This is a genomic window from Halomonas sp. ABH4_019 (assembly GCF_056159885.1).
Map to the genome: position 1 here is coordinate 81,298 of NZ_JBSWWC010000004.1, position 19,092 is coordinate 100,389.

A 19,092-nucleotide genomic window follows, 5' to 3' on the forward strand; every position below is an offset into this window, starting at 1 on the left:
TTTTAGAGCATTGGGAAGACGACTTAATCGAAAAATAATCAATTGATGATGTTGCACCCAATAACAGCATCCGATAGGTTATTTTCTTGGCATGTAGGGTGATATCCTGACTTTGCCGGTGGATTACCCTCGGGTTGAGTGTGTAATGCGGCTAAATATAATCTCTAGTTTCGGGCAAGAGATGAAAGATTCTAGATGAGAAAGTAGTGAAGTCTTATTGTTGAGAAATGGAGCTTCAGGTATTATCTCTTTTTTGTTTCTATAAAATGAAAAAGTAACTTTGATGGTGCGAAAAAAATAACTTTGAATAGTGTTTCAGGAGCTGGTGAGGCAGAGAAGATTTTATGTTATAGAGAGTTGCCTGATGCGTGATTAAGTCCACACACTTGCTAGCTGTATGGTCCCGGGAAGTAGTGGACGGCCACATCAATGTTGAATAAAAGGTGGGTGATATCGATAGGTAAAACTTTATGTGAAAGATGAAGTTTCTCCGGAGGATGTTTTTGAATGAGTGAGTTTTGGTCAGGTCAGCAGGTCTTGAAAGGAATGGGTAGGGCTTGCATCCGCAGTGAAAAATAAAATGAATGTTAGCGAAAGTTGATTAAAGTTTTGTTTGGATTTGGCTGGCTTTAAGCGGCTTAGGGTATTGTCTTTTAAGGGTTAACAATGAATAGCTCCCGATATTTTTGGGTGCATCGCTATAGAGTTAGTAGTGCGATGGTTGTGGTATGTTTGTGTGTTGTGCTGATTGCGCGCTTGTAGATAAGTTGTACAGGAGGTTACGGGATATAAATGTCAGATATCAATAGATCTCGATTGTTCTATGTTAAATATTTGAATGAAGCGCTTCGAGAGGATATAGCTGCTCGTGAAGCGGAGTCGAAGGACTTTCGGAATAGCCTTCGCTATCTTGTTGGCGGAATTGTTTTAGAGGCTTTCCCGCCCAGCCTTCGTTCACTCAAGGCACTTGTCAGGCTGGCCCGTGTTTATCGCAGTCGTCGCCGAAGTCCTCGGGCTGAAATAAGGTATAAGTTGAAGCCTGAGCTTACCACTGAAGCACTACATGTCGATACTGTGATTCTGGGGTCGGTAAGACCTTCTGATTACTCTAGCTCTAATACCTGGGTCTGTGAAGATGCCGACTTGGTTGCTCAGCGGCTGGACGTCGGGCATGTTGGCACCATGATTTTGCGAAAACCAACATCTGTAGTGGCCCGTCGACTGGCAAGGGCGAAGCAGAGTGGCTGGAAGGTCATCTGGTGGCCCGAACGGGACGCAAGTGAATTCGATCCCAGTTTGGTGGCGTATGTGGTAGCACAAGCAGACGAGTGCCGGGAAAGGACGTCTACATGAGGGTACTATATGCCTACCGTTATGGCATCATCGGTGGTGTCTCTACTCAGCTACTGCTTCGGCGGAACGCACTGAAGAAGGAAGGGGTAGACTGCCAGCTTTTCTTCAGTCAGGACAATGGACTGCGTCAGCAGGTGGTGCGCAGCCAAGGAATCCACTTTGGCTCTGATATTGCCTTTAAGACTCTTGTGCATCGTGAGTGCTTCGACGCCGTGGTCGTCATTGACTCGCCCGAATTACTAGGCCAAGCGGGAGGGCCTATATGGCGCCGAAACTCGGTCTATCTCGATGTCCATACCACGACCAGCAATGGGCTTGCCTACCTTATAGATGTAGATATATCGAGGCTGGCAGGTTTTATGGTGCCTACCCATTACTCTGCCAGTCTCGTTAGCCAAAGGATCAACGACCAATCTGTTCAAGTCGTCCCCAATATTCTGAATACAGAAGTATTCTTTCCTGCAGCGCAAGACTCGCATAATGCGTCAGGCGGGGAGCGTGAGTTCATCTGGGTAGGTAAGCTGGATAGTCACAAGAACTGGCGATTAGCACTAGTTTATTTACGCATGCTGAACGATATTTTTGGGCCGGTGAAGCTGCATATGGTAGGCGGTTTTACTGCACCTGAAGAGCGTGCGGAGAGTCTGTTCCAACTCGCCTATCGCCTGGGTGTCTCTGATCGTGTGAACTGGATAGATTGTATTGAAAATACTAGTCTGGCAGACCTATATCGCCAGTGTGCCGCTACTGGTGGAGCGATGTTGGTCACCTCCAAGGACGAATCGTTCGGTATGGCGGCTGCGGAGGCCTTATTATGTGGTTGCCCGCTGATAGCCAACGATTTACCGGTTTTTCATGAGGTATTCCCCGATTCGCCAATGGTGCAGTTGGTGGATATCTGGCAACCTGAGCAGATTGCCGATGCAGGCCATCTGTTGGCGCGTGGCGTTCCAGATGGAGAAGTGCAGCGCCTGTATGAGCAGTTGTGTCGGCGGTATGGACCGAGGTCATTTGTAGATACCTTCAAGACCTTACTGACGGAAACATCATGAAGCCCGAACACGACATCGAACGCCTGCGTCTAGAACTCGAAGAGCTGCGTGTGGAACATCGTCGGGTACTAGATAGCAGCAGCTACAAACTGGGCCGACTGTTGACGGGGGCGCTAGGATCCCCCAAGAAATTGCTTCGTTTGCCCGTAGACTTGTATGGGCTGATTAGCGAGCGGAGAACACAAAGACGGCCACCCGGTCCTAGCTCTCTTATGTATCAACGGGTGCAGTCGGGATGGTGGAGACTGACTGGCAATGCACGGAAAACTGGCGCACCTGTTGTGTTTCTTCTTTCGGGGACGACTCATATCCAAGGGACGCGCGGCAATCGCCCTATTCGGCAAACACAGGCGCTGCTGCGGCGAGGCGTGAATGTTATGTTCAGCTATCACCGCTCACGCTTTGATGAGCCTCTGCCCACCTATGAGCAGGAAGGGCTGATGCAGAGTCCCGTAGATATCACGATGCAGTTGCTTTCTGAAATAGCTGCTTTTGACTCGGGAAATTGCAAGAAACTCTTTATTGTTTCCTATCCCCTCCCGGGAATCGAGAAGAGTGTCGAGCTCTTTCGTCGACATGGTTGGAAAGTCGTTTATGATTGTCGCGATGACTGGGAAGAGTTTTCTAAGGTTGGTATGGCTCGCTGGTTTGATGCGGAGATCGAGCGGCGATTGGTGGCAAGCTGTGATGCGACACTGTGTGTCTCTGGGCCACTGGTGGAAAAGATGCGACAACTGGCTCCGGGCCATAGGGTGATGTTAGTACCCAATGCCGTGGAAATGGATTTCCTGCCGCCCGGGTATCGTCGCGAACCTCGTAGTACCCCCCCTGTCGTTGGATATTTTGGCCACCTGTCCTCTGCTTGGTTTGATTGGGGGGCCTTCATCGAGATTGCTAGTCGCAGTCCCCAATATTGCTTCGAAGTGATTGGACACTCGGAGCCCCAAGGACTTGATTTGCCTGAGAATGTGGCCTTATTGGGCCCCAAGCCATGGCAACAGCTTCATCACTATGCATCTAAGTGGAGTGCAGCCATCATTCCCTTCCGAATGGGGGCGCTGGCCGATGGTGTCGATCCGATCAAGATCTATGAATACTTGTCATTTGGTCTGCCTGTAGTGTCATTTCGTATGCCTCAAATTGAGCATTATCCTTATACCACAACGGTGGATTCTGTCGATGCGTTCTGCTATGCCCTGAAAAGGGCCTGTGTATTAGAGCCGGATCAAGAACGAATCTCAGATTTCATTGCCCGCAATACTTGGGAGGTGCGAGCCGGCCAGCTACTAACACTGATGGGGAGTGCTCCACATGATTGATGTCATGCTTAACTCCTGCCGCTGGAGTCTATCTTTAGGAGCCAAGTTTGTTCGTGTGGTGCCTATCAAGACCGGATTGATCGTCCTTCTAACGCTGATATCACAAATTGCAACATTGCTAGCATCTTTCCTTCCCCTTAAAGTCGTCATTCTTCTTGGCTCCGAAGGCATCCCTCGTTACTTTCCTGCTTCCTTTTCCGAGATCAATCGTGATGTCGTGATTGCTGCATTGAGTTGCGGGACTCTGGGCTTTTACTTGCTCTATCTATTGGCCGAGCGCCTGGTTGCCCGAACTACTAGGTTGGCAACAGGAAAACTGCTTTCGAAAAGTCATAAGATGGTGCTGTTCGAAAATCAGGATGAGATTGCGGCTAATGCGTATCAGCGCTATTCACGCGCACTGGCTAGCGTAACTTTTATCCTTCTGTCATTTCTGGGTTTAGCCGTATTTTATCCATCTATGGTTGTAGTGTTGGTGAGCTATGGTGTGGTTTCAATGGCTACACTCTGGCTCCTGCACATCACATCTACGACCATACGGGAGCGGTTGGAAAATAAATTGACCTCGATGCTTAACCTGATAGGTGGGCTCGGGTTTTTCGTGGCTTTTGGCTATCTTGTGGCTGACTTTATTTTGTGGGATTCTCCAGGTGTCATTATTGCCATCGTATCGCTACTGCTGAGTCGTCAGGTTATGCAGCGTGCCACTGGCATGCTTGGTGATTTAGGAGCATTGCAGAAGCAGCGCGTCAAGCTTGATGCCCTGTTCTTTCATGGAAAAGTATTGCTTTCCCAACAAATCCAGCCAGATAAAACCTTCTGGCCATTGCTGAGGGTGGAATCAAGAGTATCCTGGATGAAGCTGCTGCTGGATGAGCTGGCGGGAGAGGAGGAAGAATCACTCAAGAGTGAATGGAAGCAGATGGGGGTGCCTAATGTAGCGGGTCTTCGCGTGTGGCGTGGAGAAAGTAGTTATCTTCTCAAGCTTTATGAGACAAATCGTAGTTCGTTGGCGCAGCATGAAGCCACGCTGATGGGAGAGCAGCCGAAAGGGTTGCCTTCCTGTATATTGATGGGAGCTAATCAGCTTCAGAAGTTTCATTGTATTCTCTATGAGCTTCCTGAAGGGCGCTCACCTGAATTACAAGAAGTCAATCCGCTCACGAGGATGCTTCGCGCCAAGCTGTTGGCCGCGGTACCTTCTCTGGCTCTAGCTCAACGTTATCAGCGCTCCAAGCCAATGCTCTGGCAGCGCTTGGATAGGACCATGCTGGAAAAACTTCAGCTTGCCGTCACTGGTGAAGTGCAACAGGAGTCATTAGAGCAACTGCTTGCCGAGTTGCCTCGACTTCAGGAGTTATTGAAGTCGTTGCCAGTTGCCGTGTTCAACCCAGATATTTTCCAGGATTCCATTTGGGTATGCGAAGATGGTGATCCTTTGCTGCTCCATTGGGGGCGTTGGACACTTGAACCAGTGGGAGCGGGGTGGCCCGAGCAGCCTAAATCGTTGGATCAATTGATGCCATCCTTGCTTGAAGCGGCCGAGACGCGTCCTTCCCTTTCTACGCTCATCCCTCAGCATGTAGAGCTGGCGGCTTTGGCGTTCGCTCTGGAACGTGAGTGCAGTCGGCAGCGCTTCGTGCATGCCCTAGAATTGTTGCCGGCAATCCATGAGCGATTGGCGCCAAGCGAGGCCCCGCGGCCGCTAGCTCAAGGCACTCTTCATGAGTGAGCGTATTCCGACTGATGGTGTCATTGGTTCCCATATTGTGATGCTGGTATGGAACACCTTTTTGAATGACGCCCGAGTCAAGAACGAGGCCGGGACGCTCGCGAGAGCGAGTTATAGCGTGACTGTGCATGCGTTACATATGCCTGGTGTGACAACGTCATGCGAGACGCTGGAAAATGGTGTCAGGGTAAGGCGGTTCGGCAAGCGGCAAGCGAAGCGCCAGATCAGTCCCGGCAAGGTAGTGCAAGGCCGCACCCGAATGACGTTCCTGCTAGCGGCGGCTTCTCGTGTGAGGACTCACTTGGCGATGTTGTGGGCGTTGGTTCGCTCTCATCCCGATGCGATCCATGCCCATGACGTCAATGTGCTGCCGACCGCGTGGTTGGCTGCCAAGGTTACACGGGTTCCGCTTGTCTACGACGCCCATGAGATCAGCACCGACCGGGAAGGCTACCAGGCCTTTCGCGGTTTGGTGGGGTGGCTGGAGAAACACATCATGCCTAAGGCAGCGGGCACCATCACCACGACCGAGGCACGCGCCAAGTTCTTCGCGCGTGCCTATGGCATTCCTCGTCCATTGGTCCTGCAGAATCGCCCGCGCCTGGTGGAGGTGGATGGTTCGAGCCGGATTCGAGAAGAGCTCGGACTCAGCGAGCCATGGCCTATCGTGCTCTACCAGGGAGGCTTGCAGCCGGGGAGAGGACTACCGCGGCTGGTGGAGGCAGCGGCCAACGTGCCGAATGCCTATTTCGTGTTCATCGGTGGTGGGCGCCAGGAGCGGGAACTCCACGAGCTGGCGGAGTCCCTTGGCCTGACCGAGCGGGTGCGTTTCATCCCCACCGTGGCATTGAGCGAGCTGCCTACCTACACGGCCTCGGCCGATATCGGCGTGCAGCCCATCGAGAACACTTGCCTGAACCATTTCACCACCGATTCCAACAAGCTTTTCGAGTATGTGATAGCGGGTCTGCCAGTCGTCGCAAGCCAGTTACCGGAGATCAGTCGGGTGGTGCGTGAGCATGATCTTGGAATGCTGGTGCCGCCAGGCGATACGGTCGCCTTGGCCAGTGCCATCCAACAACTGGTCGATGATCCCGAGCAGCGTGCCTATTATCGAAACCAAGCGGCAACGGCCGCGCAGTCGCTTAATTGGGAGTCCCAGGAACAGGGGCTGATCGACCTGTATGACCGGGTGCTATCCAACCGGCGAGCCGGTGCGGCGCATCGATGACAACAGCAAGGATACTTCTACTCTGTTTCTACTATCCCCCGGATATCAGTGCCGGCGCCTTTCGCTGCCAGGCGCTGGTTCAGGCGTTGGCACCCAGGCTCTCGCCGGGCAGCACGGTACAGGTGATCACCACGGTACCCAACCGCTTCGGGGGAACATTGGACTGGGGGGCGCGGCACGATGCGCAACCTGACGGTGTTACTACCATCACTCGGGTAGAGGTACCCGGTGGTGGAGGTGGCATGGTGACCCAGGCACGTGCGTTTGCCGCCTATGCTCGACAGGTTCTTCGGCTGACGCGTGATCAACACTTCGATGTGGTGCTCGCCTCTTCATCGAAGCTGATGACCGGCGTGCTCGGGCGTTGGGTGTCACGTCGCTGTGGGGGCAGGCTGTATCAGGATATTCGTGACAATTTTGTCGAAAACCTCCCTTCGATGTTGCCATTCGGTACAGGTCATCTGCTGGCTCCCATGTTTGGCTTTCTCGAGCGTTGGGCTTTGGTCGATGCCGACAGAGTCAATCTCGTGTCGCGGGGGTTCGAGCCATACTTCCACTCCCGCTATCCGGGGCAATGTCTGGCCTGGCACACCAACGGAATTGATCCCCTTTTTGTCGAGGCCGCGGCATCCGGAGTGTTCGAGAAAGAGCTGTCGGTACAAGCCGGTCAGCCGTTGAAGGTGCTGTATGCCGGTAATCTGGGAACCGGCCAGGGGATGGAGCGTATTCTCCCTGCATTGGCTCAGCGCCTTGCTGGTCGGGCCACTTTCCGTGTCATCGGCGCTGGTGCCGGCCGTGAACCACTTCGCCGAGCCCTGGCAGAGAAAGGCCTCGACAATGTACAGATCTTGGAGCCCATTTCCCGTGACGATTTGTTAGACACCTACCGACATGCCGACGTGTTGTTCCTCCACCTGAATCGCTTGTCGTCGCTCGAGCAGGTATTGCCTTCCAAGCTGTTCGAGTATGCCGCAACCGGTCGTCCCATCTGGGCGGGGGTATCGGGGTTCGCTGCTCGATTCGTCGAGCAAGAGGTGGATAATGCGGCGTGTTTTTCCCCTTGCGATGTCGACGAAGCTGTCGCCGCCCTGGGCCGACTTGAGGTATCCTCCCGCCCTCGGCCGGAGTTCGTGGCCAAGTGGCGCAGAGATAGGATAATGAATGAAATGGCCGATGACATCCTGGCACTGGTGAAGAATGAAGCGTGAGTATCAACGCCGCCATTCACGGTGGTACGAGGTGCTGCTCCTGGGGTTGTCCATCCATGTGGTGGTCGGAATTCCTCTGGCGATAGGGCTGCCTGCCCTCGAGCGATGGAGGTGGGAGTTCTGGCTGTATCTGCCGGACGTACGCTACAACACCATGATTGCCATTGGGTTGGCCTTTCTCGCCTCGGCGGTCACGCTGAGGCGTTTGGCGCGCTTCCCCGGTGCACAGCTGGCTGCCAACATTTTGCCTACGATCACCATCGCTTTTCTTATCGCGGTGGCCGTGCTGTTTTTCACGCGCGAGGCCTATACCCGGCAGGTACTGTTCGGGGGCTACATCGTTAGCCTGTTATGGTTTTACCTGGGCTTTTTCCTGGGACGTCGCTTCCGAAAGCTCAAGGTGGCCGTCGTTCCCTTCGGCGCCTTTCATCGCTTGATGGACACCCGACAATTGGATGTGCGCTTGCTCGAACGGCCCGATCTAGAAGGCACGCGGGTAGATAGCGTGGTGGCGGACCTACGGGCCGATGACTTACCGTCCGAGTGGGAAACCTTCCTGGCGCGTTGCACCTTGTGCCATATCCCGGTGTACCACATTCGGCAGGTGTCTGAGTCGATCTCCGGAAGAGTGCAGATCGACCGCTTGTCCGAGAACGAATTCGGCAGCCTGTTGCCGCCGCTTTTTTATATTGGGTTCAAGCGAGCCTTCGATACAGTGGCCAGCCTGTTACTCCTGCCGGTGCTGGTGCCGATCATGTTGTGTGTCGCGGTGGCCATCAAGCTCGACAGTCGTGGGCCGGTGTTGTTTCTCCAGCCGCGCATGGGCTACCGGGCTCGCCCCTTTCTGATGTACAAGTTTCGCAGCATGTACCATGACATGAGTGGCGAGGACTTTACCGTCCATGAGGGTGATCCGCGGATCACCCGCGTGGGGCGCGTCATCCGTAAGTATCGTCTCGATGAGCTGCCCCAGCTCTTCAATATCATGAAAGGCGAGATGAGCTTCATCGGTCCTCGTCCGGAATCAGTGTCGTTGTCCAAATGGTATGAGAAGGATGTGCCGTTCTTCAGCTATCGCCATGTGGTCCGGCCGGGCATTACGGGCTGGGCGCAGGTGGAGCAGGGCTATGCCGCCGAAGTAGATGGCATGATCAAGAAGCTCCAGTATGATTTCTACTATATCAAGCACTATTCTCTGTGGATGGATGTGCTGATTGCGTTCAAGACAGTGAGAATCCTGTGGTCGGGGTTCGGTGCTCGATGACGACATGATACCCGGCAACAATTCCTCCCGACGGAGCCGTGCCTTGCGCGGCTTCGTCGCATCTGGGCCCCGCCCAGGCTGCTGTCTTTTCCGTTCCTTGATTCGACGATGAGTATCGAAACCGTGAAGCATCCCCTGTCTTTTCTCGAGCCGGAAGAAGGGCTCCCCCCTTGGGTTTCCCCCGCTTGGCTGTGTTGGATCGGGCTTAGCTGCGTGATGCTCTACGCCGGGCTTCGCCTGATCGCTCCCGAGGTCGGGGAGTCGGCCGGCTCGCTGATGGCGCTGATCGGCCTGTTCGCCGTGCTGCGCTGGGGACGGGGCATTCGGGGCGGTGGTGCGCTGTGGCTGCTGCTGGCGGTGATCGTGGTGCAGCTGATTTCCTGGGGCCTGGGGTATCTGCACCATCCGCAGTGGATGACCGACAATCCCCAGCTCGACCGCCTGGCTAAGTGGTTCCTGTTCATCGGCGTGGCCTGGTGGCTGGGGGGCAGCACCCGCGCGACCCTGTTGGCCTGGGGCCTGGGTGTCGCCGGCCTGGTGGCCGCGGTGTTCCTGCTCGAGGACGGCCTGGAGCAGTGGCGCCTGGGGCTGCAGGGAGTGCGTGCCGAATTCGCCATTCGCAACTCCCAGCACGACTCCATGCTGTTGGGCAGCGCCTTGCTGGGACTGCTGTGCTTTGCCGGCCGCTGTTGGCGAGGGCAGGGCGCCTGGGTGTGGTGCCGGCGCCTGCTCTGGGCGGCGGCCCTGGGGACCTGCCTGGTGGGAGTGGTGATCACCCAGACGCGAGCCGCCTGGCTGGCGCTGTTGCTGGTACTGCCCCTGTTGCCGGTCGCGGCCTGGTGGAGCGCCGGCGGGCGGCTGTCGCGCAAGAGCTGGCTGGGCGTGGCGGCCGCCGGCCTGGTGATCCTGGCCGGGGTGGTGTCCTTCCATCATCTGGTGACGGATCGCTTGACCGATGAGAATCGCGTCATCTCCCAGGCGCTGGAGGGCGACTGGAAATCGATCCCCTACAGCAGCGTGGGCAACCGGTTGCTGACCTGGCGCGCCTCGCTGGACTGGATCGCCGAGCGGCCCCTGGTCGGCTGGGGGGAAAACGCCCGTAGCCTGGTCATCGAACACACCGACTGGCTGCCGGCCAAGACCAAGGAACTCTACGGCCACTTGCACAACACCTTCCTCGAGATCCTGGTCGGGTATGGTCTGCTGGGCCTCGTGGTCGTGATGGCGCTGATCGCCTGGATCGGCCTGGGCACCTGGCAGGCCTGGCGCGCACGGGTGATGCCCGGGGACATGGCGCTGTTCGGGGCGGCCTTCTTCGTGTTCTTCGCCATCGTCAGCCAGTTCGAGTCCTACAGCACCTTCTGGACCGGCGCCTACGTCCAGAACCTGGTGGCCGGCGGGCTGGTCACGCATGTCTGGCGCTGGCAGAAGCAGAGCGGGCGGCGGGTCTTTCCGTGGCCGGCTCGCGTTTAGCGGGCCTGGGTCATCCGGCCGCGCCGCACTGCGAGCGGGGTGACGAAGATGGTATGATCCGCATCTTCTTGATTTCCGGTTTCCGATCCTCGGGCAAGGCGTCCGGGGAAAGGTCGTGCGTGCCTTGATCCAGGGTGCTGCAGCGAGTGTATGAATGATGGGTTCAGGGGAAGAACGAATGACCTGCCGCACCATGGCATGGGGGCCCGACGGGGAGCGGGCCCATTGGGAATGTCCGCGCTATCTGTCCTGGCCGGGGACGATCGCGCTGGTCCTCTACGCCGCGCTGGGTATCCTCTATCCGGACATCGGTAGCCCCAGCGAGACGCTGACCGCCTTGCTGGGCCTGGTGGCCGTGCTGGTGTACGGCAAGGGCCAGAGGGGCTCGGCGCCGCTGTGGTTGCTGCTGGCGGCCCTGGTGGTGCAGTGGCTGTCCTGGCAGTTGGGGGCCTGGCATCACCCGCAGTTCATGAACGAGGCGCCGAAGCTGGACCGCCTGGCCAAGCTGTTCATCTTCATCGCGGTGGCCTGGTGGCTGGGCGGCAGCTCCCGGCGCACGCTGATGCTCTGGGCGCTCGCGCTGCTGGGCTATCTGGTGGCGGCCTTCACCCACGGGGGCGGCCTGCAGGAATGGCTCGCCGGCCTGCAGGGCCAGCGGGTCGGGTTCGGTATTCGCAACCTTCAGCATGGGTCCATGCTGTTCGGCGTGGCCTTCCTCGGGCTGGTGGTGTTCGCCGGACGCTGCTGGCAGCCGGGCTGCCCGCGGCTCGCGTGGCCCGCCCGGGTGGCCTGGGGGCTGGCGGTGGGGTTGTGTGCCACGGGCATCGTCATCGGCCAGACCCGAGCCGTGTGGTTGTCGTTGATGATCAGCCTGCCGGTGGCGGCCGCCCTGTGGCTGGCGGTGTCGGCGCGAAGCGGCGAGCTGGCCCGCCTGGCGAAGCCCCTGCTGATGGGCGGCGGTGCGTTGCTGGCGGTGGCGGCGGTGGGCCTCTACGCCTTCCATGACCTGCTGGTCGAGCGCGTGCTGAACGAGTCCGGGGTGATCGCGCGCCTGTTCGCCGGCGACCTGGCCAACATTCCCTACACCAGCATCGGCATCCGCATCAATTCCTGGATCGCCGCCTTCCAGTGGATCGCCGAGCGGCCGATCGTCGGCTGGGGCGGCGAGGCCCGCAGCGTCATCATCGATCACACCCCCTGGCTGCCGGCCTTCGTCAAGGAACAGTTTGGGCACCTGCACAATTTCCCGATCGAGATCTGGGCCGCCTATGGCCTGCTCGGCGTGACGGTGATCGGGCTCTTGGCCTGGTGGATCGGCCGCGGTACCTGGCTGGCCTGGCGCCACGGCCACATGCCGGGCGATATCGCGCTGTTCGGGGCGGCCTTCTTCGTCTATTGGGCGGTGATCAACCAGTTCGAGTCCTACAACTCCTTCGGCACCGGGGTGTACGTGCACAACCTGGTGGTGGGCGGGTTGGTGACCCACATCTGGGCATGGCAGGCCAGCGCCGGTGGTTCGGCCATCCTGCCGTGCCTCGGCAAGCGGGGGCGGGCATGAGGACCCTGGTCGTGGTGCGCTCCCTGAAGATGGGGGGTATGGAGCGGGTCGCGGTCAACCTGGCCGATGCCTTCGACGAGGCGGGCCACGAGAGCCATCTGCTGAGCCTGCGGCGCGTCGAGGGGGAGCTCTCGCCGGAGCGTGCCGGGGTCCGGCTCCACCGTCTGGAGCTGCAGCGCTGGGCGCGGCTCACCCTGCTTGGCCTGTTGCTGGAGCTGGTCGCCCGGCTGGTGCTGAATCCGCTGCTCAAGCGTTCCCTGTACCTGGGAACCGGGATCATGGGGGGCTGGGTGTTCCGCCGCTGGCTGGCGCGTTTCGAGCGTCGCCACGGCCGCGTCGATCGCATCGTGTTTCGAGGCATCGGCACCTTCGAGCTGGTGTGGTCCTTCCGCGACGGGCGAGCCCGCTACGTGATGGAGAACATCCTGCACCTGAACGACCGGCCGAGTTGGCGCCGCCGCCTGATGGGGCGCTGCCTGCTGCATCGCCGCCATCTGGTGGCCGTGTCGCATGGCGTGCGCGACAGCGTGCGCGAGGCCGGGCGGTGCTGGGGTTTCGTACCGGCCTCGCTGACGGTGATCCCCAATCCCTGCCCGCTGGAGGGCATACGCCGCGCCATGCGCGAGCCGGCGCCCGAGATACCCGCCGAGCCTTACCTGGTGAACGTCGCGCGGCTGGTGCCCGCCAAGGACCAGGCCCTGCTGCTGCGCTCCTATGCGGCTTCCGGGGTCACCATGCCGCTGGTGCTGGTGGGAGACGGACAGGAGCGCGGGGCCCTCGAGGCGCTGGCCGCCGAGCTCGGCATCGCCGAGCGGGTGGTTTTTGCGGGCCAGCAGGCAAACCCCTACCCTTGGATGCATCACGCGCGCCTGTTCGTGCTGAGTTCCCGCTTCGAGGGCATGGGTATCGTGCTGTTCGAGGCGCTGGCCTGCGGCACGCCGGTATTGAGCGTCGATTGTCCGGGCGGGATTCGGGAGATCCTCAAGGGGGAACTCGAGGCCGCTATTACCCCCCACTCCGAGGAGGGGCTCGCACAGGGAATGCGTGCGGCCGTGCGGGGCGAGAAGCCAGGGATCGACGAGGCCTGGCTGGATGACTTTCGGCCCGACCGCGTGGCCGAGGCGTTCGTCGATTCAGGGAAGACTAATGGTTCGCCATGAGGAAAACAGATGCTACGCCGGGCTCCCCGGCTTCGGTGCCCCTGGCGCCGGCGGGAGATCCCGCCTTCGCGCCGTTGTATGACCCCAAGCTTCGCTGGCGGGTCCGCCAGGCACGCTGGCAGGTCAAGATCCGCGATGCCTGGATCGAGCAGGTAGTGTCCCGGATCGAGCGCCGCCTGCTGGCCTACTGGGCGACCCAGCGGGCGGGCAGCCGGTGGCTGGAAAGCCGGGGCCTGCCGCGCCGGGCAGTGGAGCACTGCCTGGGCGATGCCCTGACGCTTCGGGTAGACCCTCGCCAGCTGATCCGCAGCACCGACTGGCGCGGCTATCCCTACAAGTTGCGCCCCTCGTCCTCGGCCTTCCTGTGGGACGGCGAGTGGGACCAGCGCCGGGGCGATCTGCGCTTCGGCTCGCGGTACCGGCTGATCAGCGACCTCGATACCCTTCGTGACGACCTGACCCGAACCGAGCGGTTCGCCAGCCTGCAGGCCCGGCTCGCCAAGGGCCAGCCCTGGGCCTCTCACCAGCAGGGTGTGCTGCTGGATTCCGAGGAGCGCATCCTGATCTATCTGCGCGCTTACCTGGGCTTTCTCGATCACATGGCCGTCCATGGCTTCGATACGAGCCGCGGCAAGGACGCGCTGGGCGTGGCGGTCAGCCGCGAGGGCCGGCTGATCAAGATCAATCGCGGCTTGCACCGGCTGGCCATGGCGCAGCGGCTGGGGTTGCCCTCGGTACCGGTGCGGGTGATGGCCGTGCATCGCCAGTGGTGGCAGCGCGTCGTCGGCGGCGCGCAGGGGCCGGCGGCGCTGGCCCGGGTGCGCGAGGCCCTGGGCGAGTGCGTTCCCGAGACCGCCCCCGGCGAACGGGATCCGGCCGCCTGGCCGGAAACCTTCGAGTGGCCCGCGGCGAAGGAGCAGGCCCTCGCCCCCAATTCATCGGCGGCATCAAGGGAAGGGTGACGATGACGGCATCGGCCGGCGACATGAACTGGCAACGTTTCAAGCGCCATGCCCGCGAGGAAGCCCTGGGTGACAAGCCCGGCTGGTGGCTGTTTCGGCTCGGCAAGGCGCTATGGTCGACCAACCCTAGCCGCCAGGCGGTGTTGCGCCTGCGTCTGGCCCAGTGGCTGGATCACCAGGGCTGTCATTTCCTGGCGAGATGGCAGCAGTCACGACTGGCCATGCGCTTCGGAATGTATCTCGGGCCGCAGACGGTCATCGGCCTGGGGCTGCGCCTGCCCCATCCCACTTCCATCGTCATCGGCAAGGGGGTGAGCATCGGGGCGCGCTGCCGGATCTATCAGCAGGTGTCCATCGGCACCGCGCCGCTCGGCCATCAGGGCTTGATGTGCCGGGTCGGGGATGATGTGACGCTTTATCCCGGCGTCAAGTTCGTCGGGGAAGGGCGGGTCGGCGATCGGGTGATCGTCGGCGCCAATGCCGTAGTGACCCGGGCCTTCGGCGACGATGTCGTGCTGGCGGGTGCGCCCGCCCGGGTGGTGCGCGCTATCCGCGCCGGCGATCGTATCGGTGCGGTCAGGTGGGTCGAGTCATGATGGGAGGTACCGCCGGCACGACCGTGCCGCTTCGAGAACCGACGCCGCCGCTGGGCCAGGCGAGGGGCGAGGGGTATCGCGTGCTGTTCATCTCGGACCACCTGGGCGGCGGCGGCGCCCCCCTGTCGATCCTGGGGGTGGCCGATGCCCTCGCTCGCCGAGGCTGTCGCGTCACCCTGCTGGTGCTGAGTGACAAGGTATGGCATGAGATACCGGCGGGAGTGTCGGTGGTCCGGCTGCCCTTCAGGTTCCGCAATGCCTGGCAGAAGCTGCGTCGCTATCGCCTGCATGCGCGCTTGCTCGATCGCTGGGTGCGCGACCAGCCCGGCGCGTTCGACCTGGTCGTGGCTAACCTTCACTACAGCCACCAGGTCGTGAATCGCTCTACGCTGGCCGAGCGGGCCTGGCTGTGCATACGCACCGACCCCAGCGTGGCCCTGCTGGGCGCGGGGAAACCCCGTCGGCGCCGCCTGCGCAAGATGCGCTGGCTGTATCACCGGCGCCGGGTGATCGCCATCTCCCGGGGCATCCTGGATTCCCTGGCGCATCACGGAGTGACGCCGCGCGACGCGCAACTGATCTACAACCCGATCGACGCCGAGGCGATACGCCGGCGCATGGTCGAGCCCATTGCCCACGATGACTTCATCGTCTACGTCGGGCGTCTGGCCCTTCGCCAGAAGCGCTACGACCGCTTGCTGCGCGCCTACCAGGCCAGCGGGGCGAGCCAGCCGCTGGTGATCGTCGGCGATGGCGAGGTCGAGGAGGCGAGGGCCCTGGCCCGCGCGCTCGGGGTGGCAGAGCGCGTGGTGTTTGTCGGCCAGCGGGCCAATCCCTACCCGTACATCCACGGCGCCCGCCTGCTCGTGCTGGCGTCGGACTACGAGGGCTTCGGGCGTGTGATCGCCGAGGCCCTGGTGTGCGGCACGCCGGTCGTCAGCACCGACTGCCCCAGCGGCCCGCGGGAGATCCTGCAAGGGGAACTGGCCGGCTGCCTGGCCGAGCAAGACGATGGCCCGCGGTTGGGCGAGAAGATCCGCGACGTGCTCGCCTCGCCGCCGCGCATCGAAGAGGCCCACTACCGTGCCTTCCTGCCCGAGACGATTGCGGCGCGCTATATCGCCCTCTGCCAGGAAGGCTGAAGGCCAAGGGCCATTGAGCGGCGGCGAGAGATCGACGCCCTATAACAGCCGGCGGAGTCGCTCGCTGGCCAGCGCATGGTAGTCCGCGCCGCGCAACTTCCTGATCGACAGCGAGCGCTCGAGAGCCGGCCATTGGTCGGCTCTTTTTCTTGGTAGCCGCCGAACGTGAGCATCGATCCAGACCAGCCGCTCGTCGGCGTCGACCAGCAGGTTGTTGTAGTGCAGGTCGCGGTGCACGTAGCCGGCGCGGGCCAGGATCGCGACGTCATCGCAGAAGCGTTCCAGGAAGCGGCGCCGGCCGGCCTCGTCGAGGGCGTCGAACACTTCGCCGCCGGGGCGGGCGGCCTGCTTGTGCTCCATCAGCAGCAGGGAGGCGTTGCGGTTGGCCGGGTTGAGCGAGATTCCCCAGCCGTGGCAGTGCGGCGTGGCGAGCCCGGCCCGGCGCAGCACGCGCAGGCTGAGGAACTCCTTGCGCGCGTCCGATTGCAGTAGCCAGCGCTTCTCCAGGTAGTCCCGGGCCAGCCAGTTCCAGGGTTCCCGGCGCTTGGTGAACTTGTCGGGCACCACCTTGGCGAGGATGCGTCCGTCCTGGGAGAGATAGAAGCGGCTGCTGGCCACGGCCTCGAAGGCGGCGGTGGTGGTGGTGCTGGCCAGGCGCAGCCGCGAGGGCAGGCCGTCGGCGTGGAACACCAGGTAACGACGGCGCCGGTCATCGAAGGGGATGTCGAGCAACTCCACCGTCACAGGGCCTCGAACTGGGGCAGCACCGTTTCCTTGAGAAACTGCTGGTAATGCCGGGGCTCGATGGCCACCGGGTCACGGTCCATCCTGGCCAGGGCGCTGGCCAGGCCGGCCTCGTCGTCCGGGGCGACCAGGAAGTCCGCCAGCTCCTGGGTGAGGATCTCCCGCGGGCCGCTGGGGCAATCGACGCTGACCACCGGGGTGTGCAGCAGCAGGGCCTCGATCAGCACCCGTGGCAGGCCCTCGGCGTCGGATGTCAGCACCATGGCCTTGGCGTGGCGGATGAAGGGGTAGGGGTTGTGGTGGTAGCCCAGCCACAGCACGCGATCCTCGAGCCCGAGCGCGGCGATCTGGCGGCGGACTTCGGCCTCGTGCTCGGGCTTGCCCTTGCCCATGATGGCCAGCGGCGTGGTCACGCCGCTCTCGGCGTAGGCACGCAGCAGCCGGTCGTGGCGCTTGCGCGGCTCGATGGCCGCCACGCACAGCAGGTAGTCGCCCTTCGGCACCGGGGCGGATTCCTCGGCCATGGCCACGAAGGGCTCGCGCTCGTAGGGATTGTAGATGGGCACGATGCGCTCGGCGGCGAGCCCGACCACGCCCTCCAGGTTTTCCTTCACGCCCTGGGAGACGGCGATGACCTGGCGGTCGCGGTAGAAGCGCCGGACCTTGTCGAAGGCGCGCTGGCGCTGTTTCAGGTCGCTGAACTTGGCCGAGACGTCCGACTTGACCCAGAAGTAGAGGTTGGGAAAGTCGAGGTGGCGGGTGATCTTGTCGCAGGAGCAGGAGATCACCGCGTCCGGGGCCCAGGGCATCAGGGCGCGCTTGATCCGCGAGGCCTGCCACTTCTCGGTGAGCACCGTGGTGGTCGCCTTGGTGAACGGGGTGACCACGGCCAGGTTCTCGATCTCCAGGCCTTCCGGCAGGCGATGCTCGATGCGCTCGCGCAGCGTGAAGACCTTGACCGCGTGGCCGCGCTGGCGAAGCTGGTCGGCGGTATAGAGCAGCGATTTCTGGGCGCCGCCGCCGTAGAGATCCTCGATGACGAAGGCGAAGCGTTTGCGGGTCATGGTAGCGTCCTGCCAGGGAGTCGGCGGGGGCGCCCGCCGTGTGGGATCGGTCACGAAGGGGGAGGATTCTACCACGGACGCCCGGCCGGGGAAGGAGGGCGCGCGCCGGACCGGGCCTGGGGTACAATGCGCGCCAGCACGTCACCGCAGGCGACGTACGAGGCAGAGGCAGGAGAGCGCGTCACACCATGAAGCTATTGATCACGGGCATGGCCGGATTCATCGGCCATGCCGTCGCCAAGCGCCTCTCGGGGCAGGGCCACGAGATCGTCGGCATCGACAATCTCAATGACTACTACGATGTCGCGCTCAAGCGGGCGCGGCTGGACGACCTGGCGGACCGCGAGGACGTGCGCTTCGAGCGGGTCGACCTGGCCGACCGGGAGGCCGTCGCCGACCTGTTTGCCGCCGAGGGCTTCGAGCGCGTGATTCACCTGGCGGCGCAGCCCGGCGTGCGCTATTCGCTGGAAAACCCCCACGCCTATGCCGACGCCAACCTGGTGGGGCACCTCAACGTGCTGGAAGGCTGCCGCCACGGCCGGGTCGAGCACCTGGTCTATGCCTCCTCGAGCTCGGTCTACGGCACCAACGACAAGGTCCCCTTCGACACCTCCGATAACGTCGACCACCCCATCAGCCTCTATGCGGCCACCAAGAAGGCCAACGAGCTGATGGCCCACACCTATGCCCACCTGTACGACCTGCCGACCACCGGGCTGAGGTTCTTCACCGTCTATGGCCCCTGGGGCAGGCCCGACATGGCCATGTTCAAGTTCACCCGGGCGGTGCTGGCCGGCGAACCCATCCAGGTCTTCAACCATGGCGAGATGTCGCGGGATTTCACCTATATCGACGATATCGTCGAGGGCGTCGTGCGCGTCCTGGAGGTGGTGCCCGGGCGCCGGGCGTCGGTCGACGCCGCTACGCCGGACACCAGCACCGCGCCCTACGCGCTCTACAACATCGGCCATGGCAGCCCGGTGGCGCTGATGGACTTCGTGCGGGCGGTGGAAGCCGCCACCGGCCGCGAGGCCATCTGCGACTTCCAGCCGATGCAGCCCGGCGACGTGCCCCGCACCTGGGCGGACACCGAGGCGCTGTTCGCGGCCACCGGCTATCGGCCTCAGGTGGGAGTCGAGGAGGGCGTCGCCCGTTTCGTTTCCTGGTATCGGGATTATCATGGCGTCTGACGACGCCTCGTTTCTGCCATCTCATCGTTAACTGGAAAGGATAC

General features: G+C 61.3%; 16 protein-coding genes. 14 read left to right on the forward strand and 2 right to left on the reverse strand.

Annotated elements, in window-relative coordinates; translation table 11 throughout:
• Positions 1-792: 792 nt before the first annotated feature.
• The 13 genes from ACXAFN_RS16065 (at position 793) to ACXAFN_RS16125 (ending at position 16,050) form a co-directional block, all read left to right on the forward strand.
• Positions 793-1,353: a hypothetical protein gene (locus ACXAFN_RS16065; protein ID WP_474990302.1), complete on the forward strand. Its 561-nt coding sequence runs from the start codon at positions 793-795 to the stop codon at positions 1,351-1,353.
• Positions 1,350-2,405 carry a glycosyltransferase family 4 protein gene (locus tag ACXAFN_RS16070; RefSeq protein ID WP_474990304.1) on the forward strand — a complete coding sequence of 352 codons (1,056 nt, stop codon included), beginning with the start codon at positions 1,350-1,352 and terminating at the stop codon, positions 2,403-2,405. The genes ACXAFN_RS16065 and ACXAFN_RS16070 overlap by 4 nt, the downstream gene beginning before the upstream one ends.
• A complete protein-coding gene (locus tag ACXAFN_RS16075; protein WP_474990306.1) occupies positions 2,402-3,724 on the forward strand; it encodes a glycosyltransferase family protein in 1,323 nt (440 codons plus the stop codon). Before ACXAFN_RS16070 ends, ACXAFN_RS16075 begins: the two co-directional genes overlap by 4 nt.
• Positions 3,717-5,456, forward strand: a complete 1,740-nt coding sequence (locus tag ACXAFN_RS16080; protein WP_474990308.1) for a hypothetical protein — start codon at positions 3,717-3,719, stop codon at positions 5,454-5,456. The genes ACXAFN_RS16075 and ACXAFN_RS16080 overlap by 8 nt, the downstream gene beginning before the upstream one ends.
• Positions 5,449-6,687: a glycosyltransferase family 4 protein gene (locus ACXAFN_RS16085; protein WP_474990310.1), complete on the forward strand. Its 1,239-nt coding sequence runs from the start codon at positions 5,449-5,451 to the stop codon at positions 6,685-6,687. Before ACXAFN_RS16080 ends, ACXAFN_RS16085 begins: the two co-directional genes overlap by 8 nt.
• Positions 6,684-7,895, forward strand: coding sequence for a glycosyltransferase family 4 protein (locus ACXAFN_RS16090; RefSeq protein ID WP_474990312.1), 1,212 nt, complete (start codon positions 6,684-6,686; stop codon positions 7,893-7,895). Before ACXAFN_RS16085 ends, ACXAFN_RS16090 begins: the two co-directional genes overlap by 4 nt.
• The gene (locus ACXAFN_RS16095) at positions 7,885-9,159 is read left to right on the forward strand and encodes an exopolysaccharide biosynthesis polyprenyl glycosylphosphotransferase (RefSeq protein WP_474990314.1); all 1,275 of its coding nucleotides are present in this window, start codon (positions 7,885-7,887) and stop codon (positions 9,157-9,159) included. Before ACXAFN_RS16090 ends, ACXAFN_RS16095 begins: the two co-directional genes overlap by 11 nt.
• Before the next feature lie 216 nt (positions 9,160-9,375).
• Positions 9,376-10,632 (forward strand): O-antigen ligase family protein, encoded by a 1,257-nt coding sequence (locus tag ACXAFN_RS16100; protein ID WP_474991051.1) that lies wholly within the window; start codon positions 9,376-9,378, stop codon positions 10,630-10,632.
• 178 nt (positions 10,633-10,810) lie between these two features.
• Positions 10,811-12,190, forward strand: a complete 1,380-nt coding sequence (locus ACXAFN_RS16105) for an O-antigen ligase family protein (protein ID WP_474990316.1) — start codon at positions 10,811-10,813, stop codon at positions 12,188-12,190.
• Entirely contained in the window at positions 12,187-13,350 is a 1,164-nt protein-coding gene (locus ACXAFN_RS16110) for a glycosyltransferase (RefSeq protein ID WP_474990318.1), read from the forward strand. Before ACXAFN_RS16105 ends, ACXAFN_RS16110 begins: the two co-directional genes overlap by 4 nt.
• Complete coding sequence (locus ACXAFN_RS16115; RefSeq protein ID WP_474990320.1) at positions 13,347-14,312, forward strand: hypothetical protein; 966 nt, start codon at positions 13,347-13,349, stop codon at positions 14,310-14,312. Before ACXAFN_RS16110 ends, ACXAFN_RS16115 begins: the two co-directional genes overlap by 4 nt.
• A 2-nt stretch (positions 14,313-14,314) precedes the next feature.
• A complete protein-coding gene (locus ACXAFN_RS16120) occupies positions 14,315-14,908 on the forward strand; it encodes a serine O-acetyltransferase (RefSeq protein ID WP_474990322.1) in 594 nt (197 codons plus the stop codon).
• Entirely contained in the window at positions 14,905-16,050 is a 1,146-nt protein-coding gene (locus tag ACXAFN_RS16125) for a glycosyltransferase (RefSeq protein ID WP_474990324.1), read from the forward strand. The genes ACXAFN_RS16120 and ACXAFN_RS16125 overlap by 4 nt, the downstream gene beginning before the upstream one ends.
• A 39-nt stretch (positions 16,051-16,089) precedes the next feature.
• Here ACXAFN_RS16125 and ACXAFN_RS16130 read toward each other — a convergent pair whose 3' ends face one another.
• Entirely contained in the window at positions 16,090-16,794 is a 705-nt protein-coding gene (locus ACXAFN_RS16130) for a lipopolysaccharide kinase InaA family protein (protein ID WP_474990326.1), read from the reverse strand.
• Entirely contained in the window at positions 16,791-17,858 is a 1,068-nt protein-coding gene (locus ACXAFN_RS16135; protein ID WP_474990328.1) for a glycosyltransferase, read from the reverse strand. Before ACXAFN_RS16135 ends, ACXAFN_RS16130 begins: the two co-directional genes overlap by 4 nt.
• 188 nt (positions 17,859-18,046) lie before the next feature.
• Between ACXAFN_RS16135 and ACXAFN_RS16140 the strand changes: the two genes are divergently transcribed.
• On the forward strand, positions 18,047-19,048 hold the full coding sequence (locus ACXAFN_RS16140; RefSeq protein WP_474990330.1) for an NAD-dependent epimerase: 1,002 nt from the start codon (positions 18,047-18,049) through the stop codon (positions 19,046-19,048).
• Positions 19,049-19,092: the final 44 nt, after the last annotated feature.

Excerpts from the sequence above, each read along its gene's own strand:
- ACXAFN_RS16065 (WP_474990302.1), top strand. The coding sequence starts at position 793 with ATGTCAGATATCAATAGATCTCGATTGTTCTATGTTAAATATTTGAAT.
- ACXAFN_RS16120 (WP_474990322.1), top strand. The coding sequence starts at position 14,315 with ATGACGGCATCGGCCGGCGACATGAACTGGCAACGTTTCAAGCGCCAT.
- ACXAFN_RS16080 (WP_474990308.1), top strand. The coding sequence starts at position 3,717 with ATGATTGATGTCATGCTTAACTCCTGCCGCTGGAGTCTATCTTTAGGA.
- ACXAFN_RS16115 (WP_474990320.1), top strand. The coding sequence starts at position 13,347 with ATGAGGAAAACAGATGCTACGCCGGGCTCCCCGGCTTCGGTGCCCCTG.
- ACXAFN_RS16110 (WP_474990318.1), top strand. The coding sequence starts at position 12,187 with ATGAGGACCCTGGTCGTGGTGCGCTCCCTGAAGATGGGGGGTATGGAG.
- ACXAFN_RS16135 (WP_474990328.1), bottom strand. The coding sequence starts at position 17,858 with ATGACCCGCAAACGCTTCGCCTTCGTCATCGAGGATCTCTACGGCGGC.
- ACXAFN_RS16090 (WP_474990312.1), top strand. The coding sequence starts at position 6,684 with ATGACAACAGCAAGGATACTTCTACTCTGTTTCTACTATCCCCCGGAT.
- ACXAFN_RS16100 (WP_474991051.1), top strand. The coding sequence starts at position 9,376 with ATGCTCTACGCCGGGCTTCGCCTGATCGCTCCCGAGGTCGGGGAGTCG.
- ACXAFN_RS16085 (WP_474990310.1), top strand. The coding sequence starts at position 5,449 with ATGAGTGAGCGTATTCCGACTGATGGTGTCATTGGTTCCCATATTGTG.
- ACXAFN_RS16095 (WP_474990314.1), top strand. The coding sequence starts at position 7,885 with ATGAAGCGTGAGTATCAACGCCGCCATTCACGGTGGTACGAGGTGCTG.
- ACXAFN_RS16140 (WP_474990330.1), top strand. The coding sequence starts at position 18,047 with ATGAAGCTATTGATCACGGGCATGGCCGGATTCATCGGCCATGCCGTC.
- ACXAFN_RS16125 (WP_474990324.1), top strand. The coding sequence starts at position 14,905 with ATGATGGGAGGTACCGCCGGCACGACCGTGCCGCTTCGAGAACCGACG.
- ACXAFN_RS16070 (WP_474990304.1), top strand. The coding sequence starts at position 1,350 with ATGAGGGTACTATATGCCTACCGTTATGGCATCATCGGTGGTGTCTCT.
- ACXAFN_RS16105 (WP_474990316.1), top strand. The coding sequence starts at position 10,811 with ATGACCTGCCGCACCATGGCATGGGGGCCCGACGGGGAGCGGGCCCAT.
- ACXAFN_RS16075 (WP_474990306.1), top strand. The coding sequence starts at position 2,402 with ATGAAGCCCGAACACGACATCGAACGCCTGCGTCTAGAACTCGAAGAG.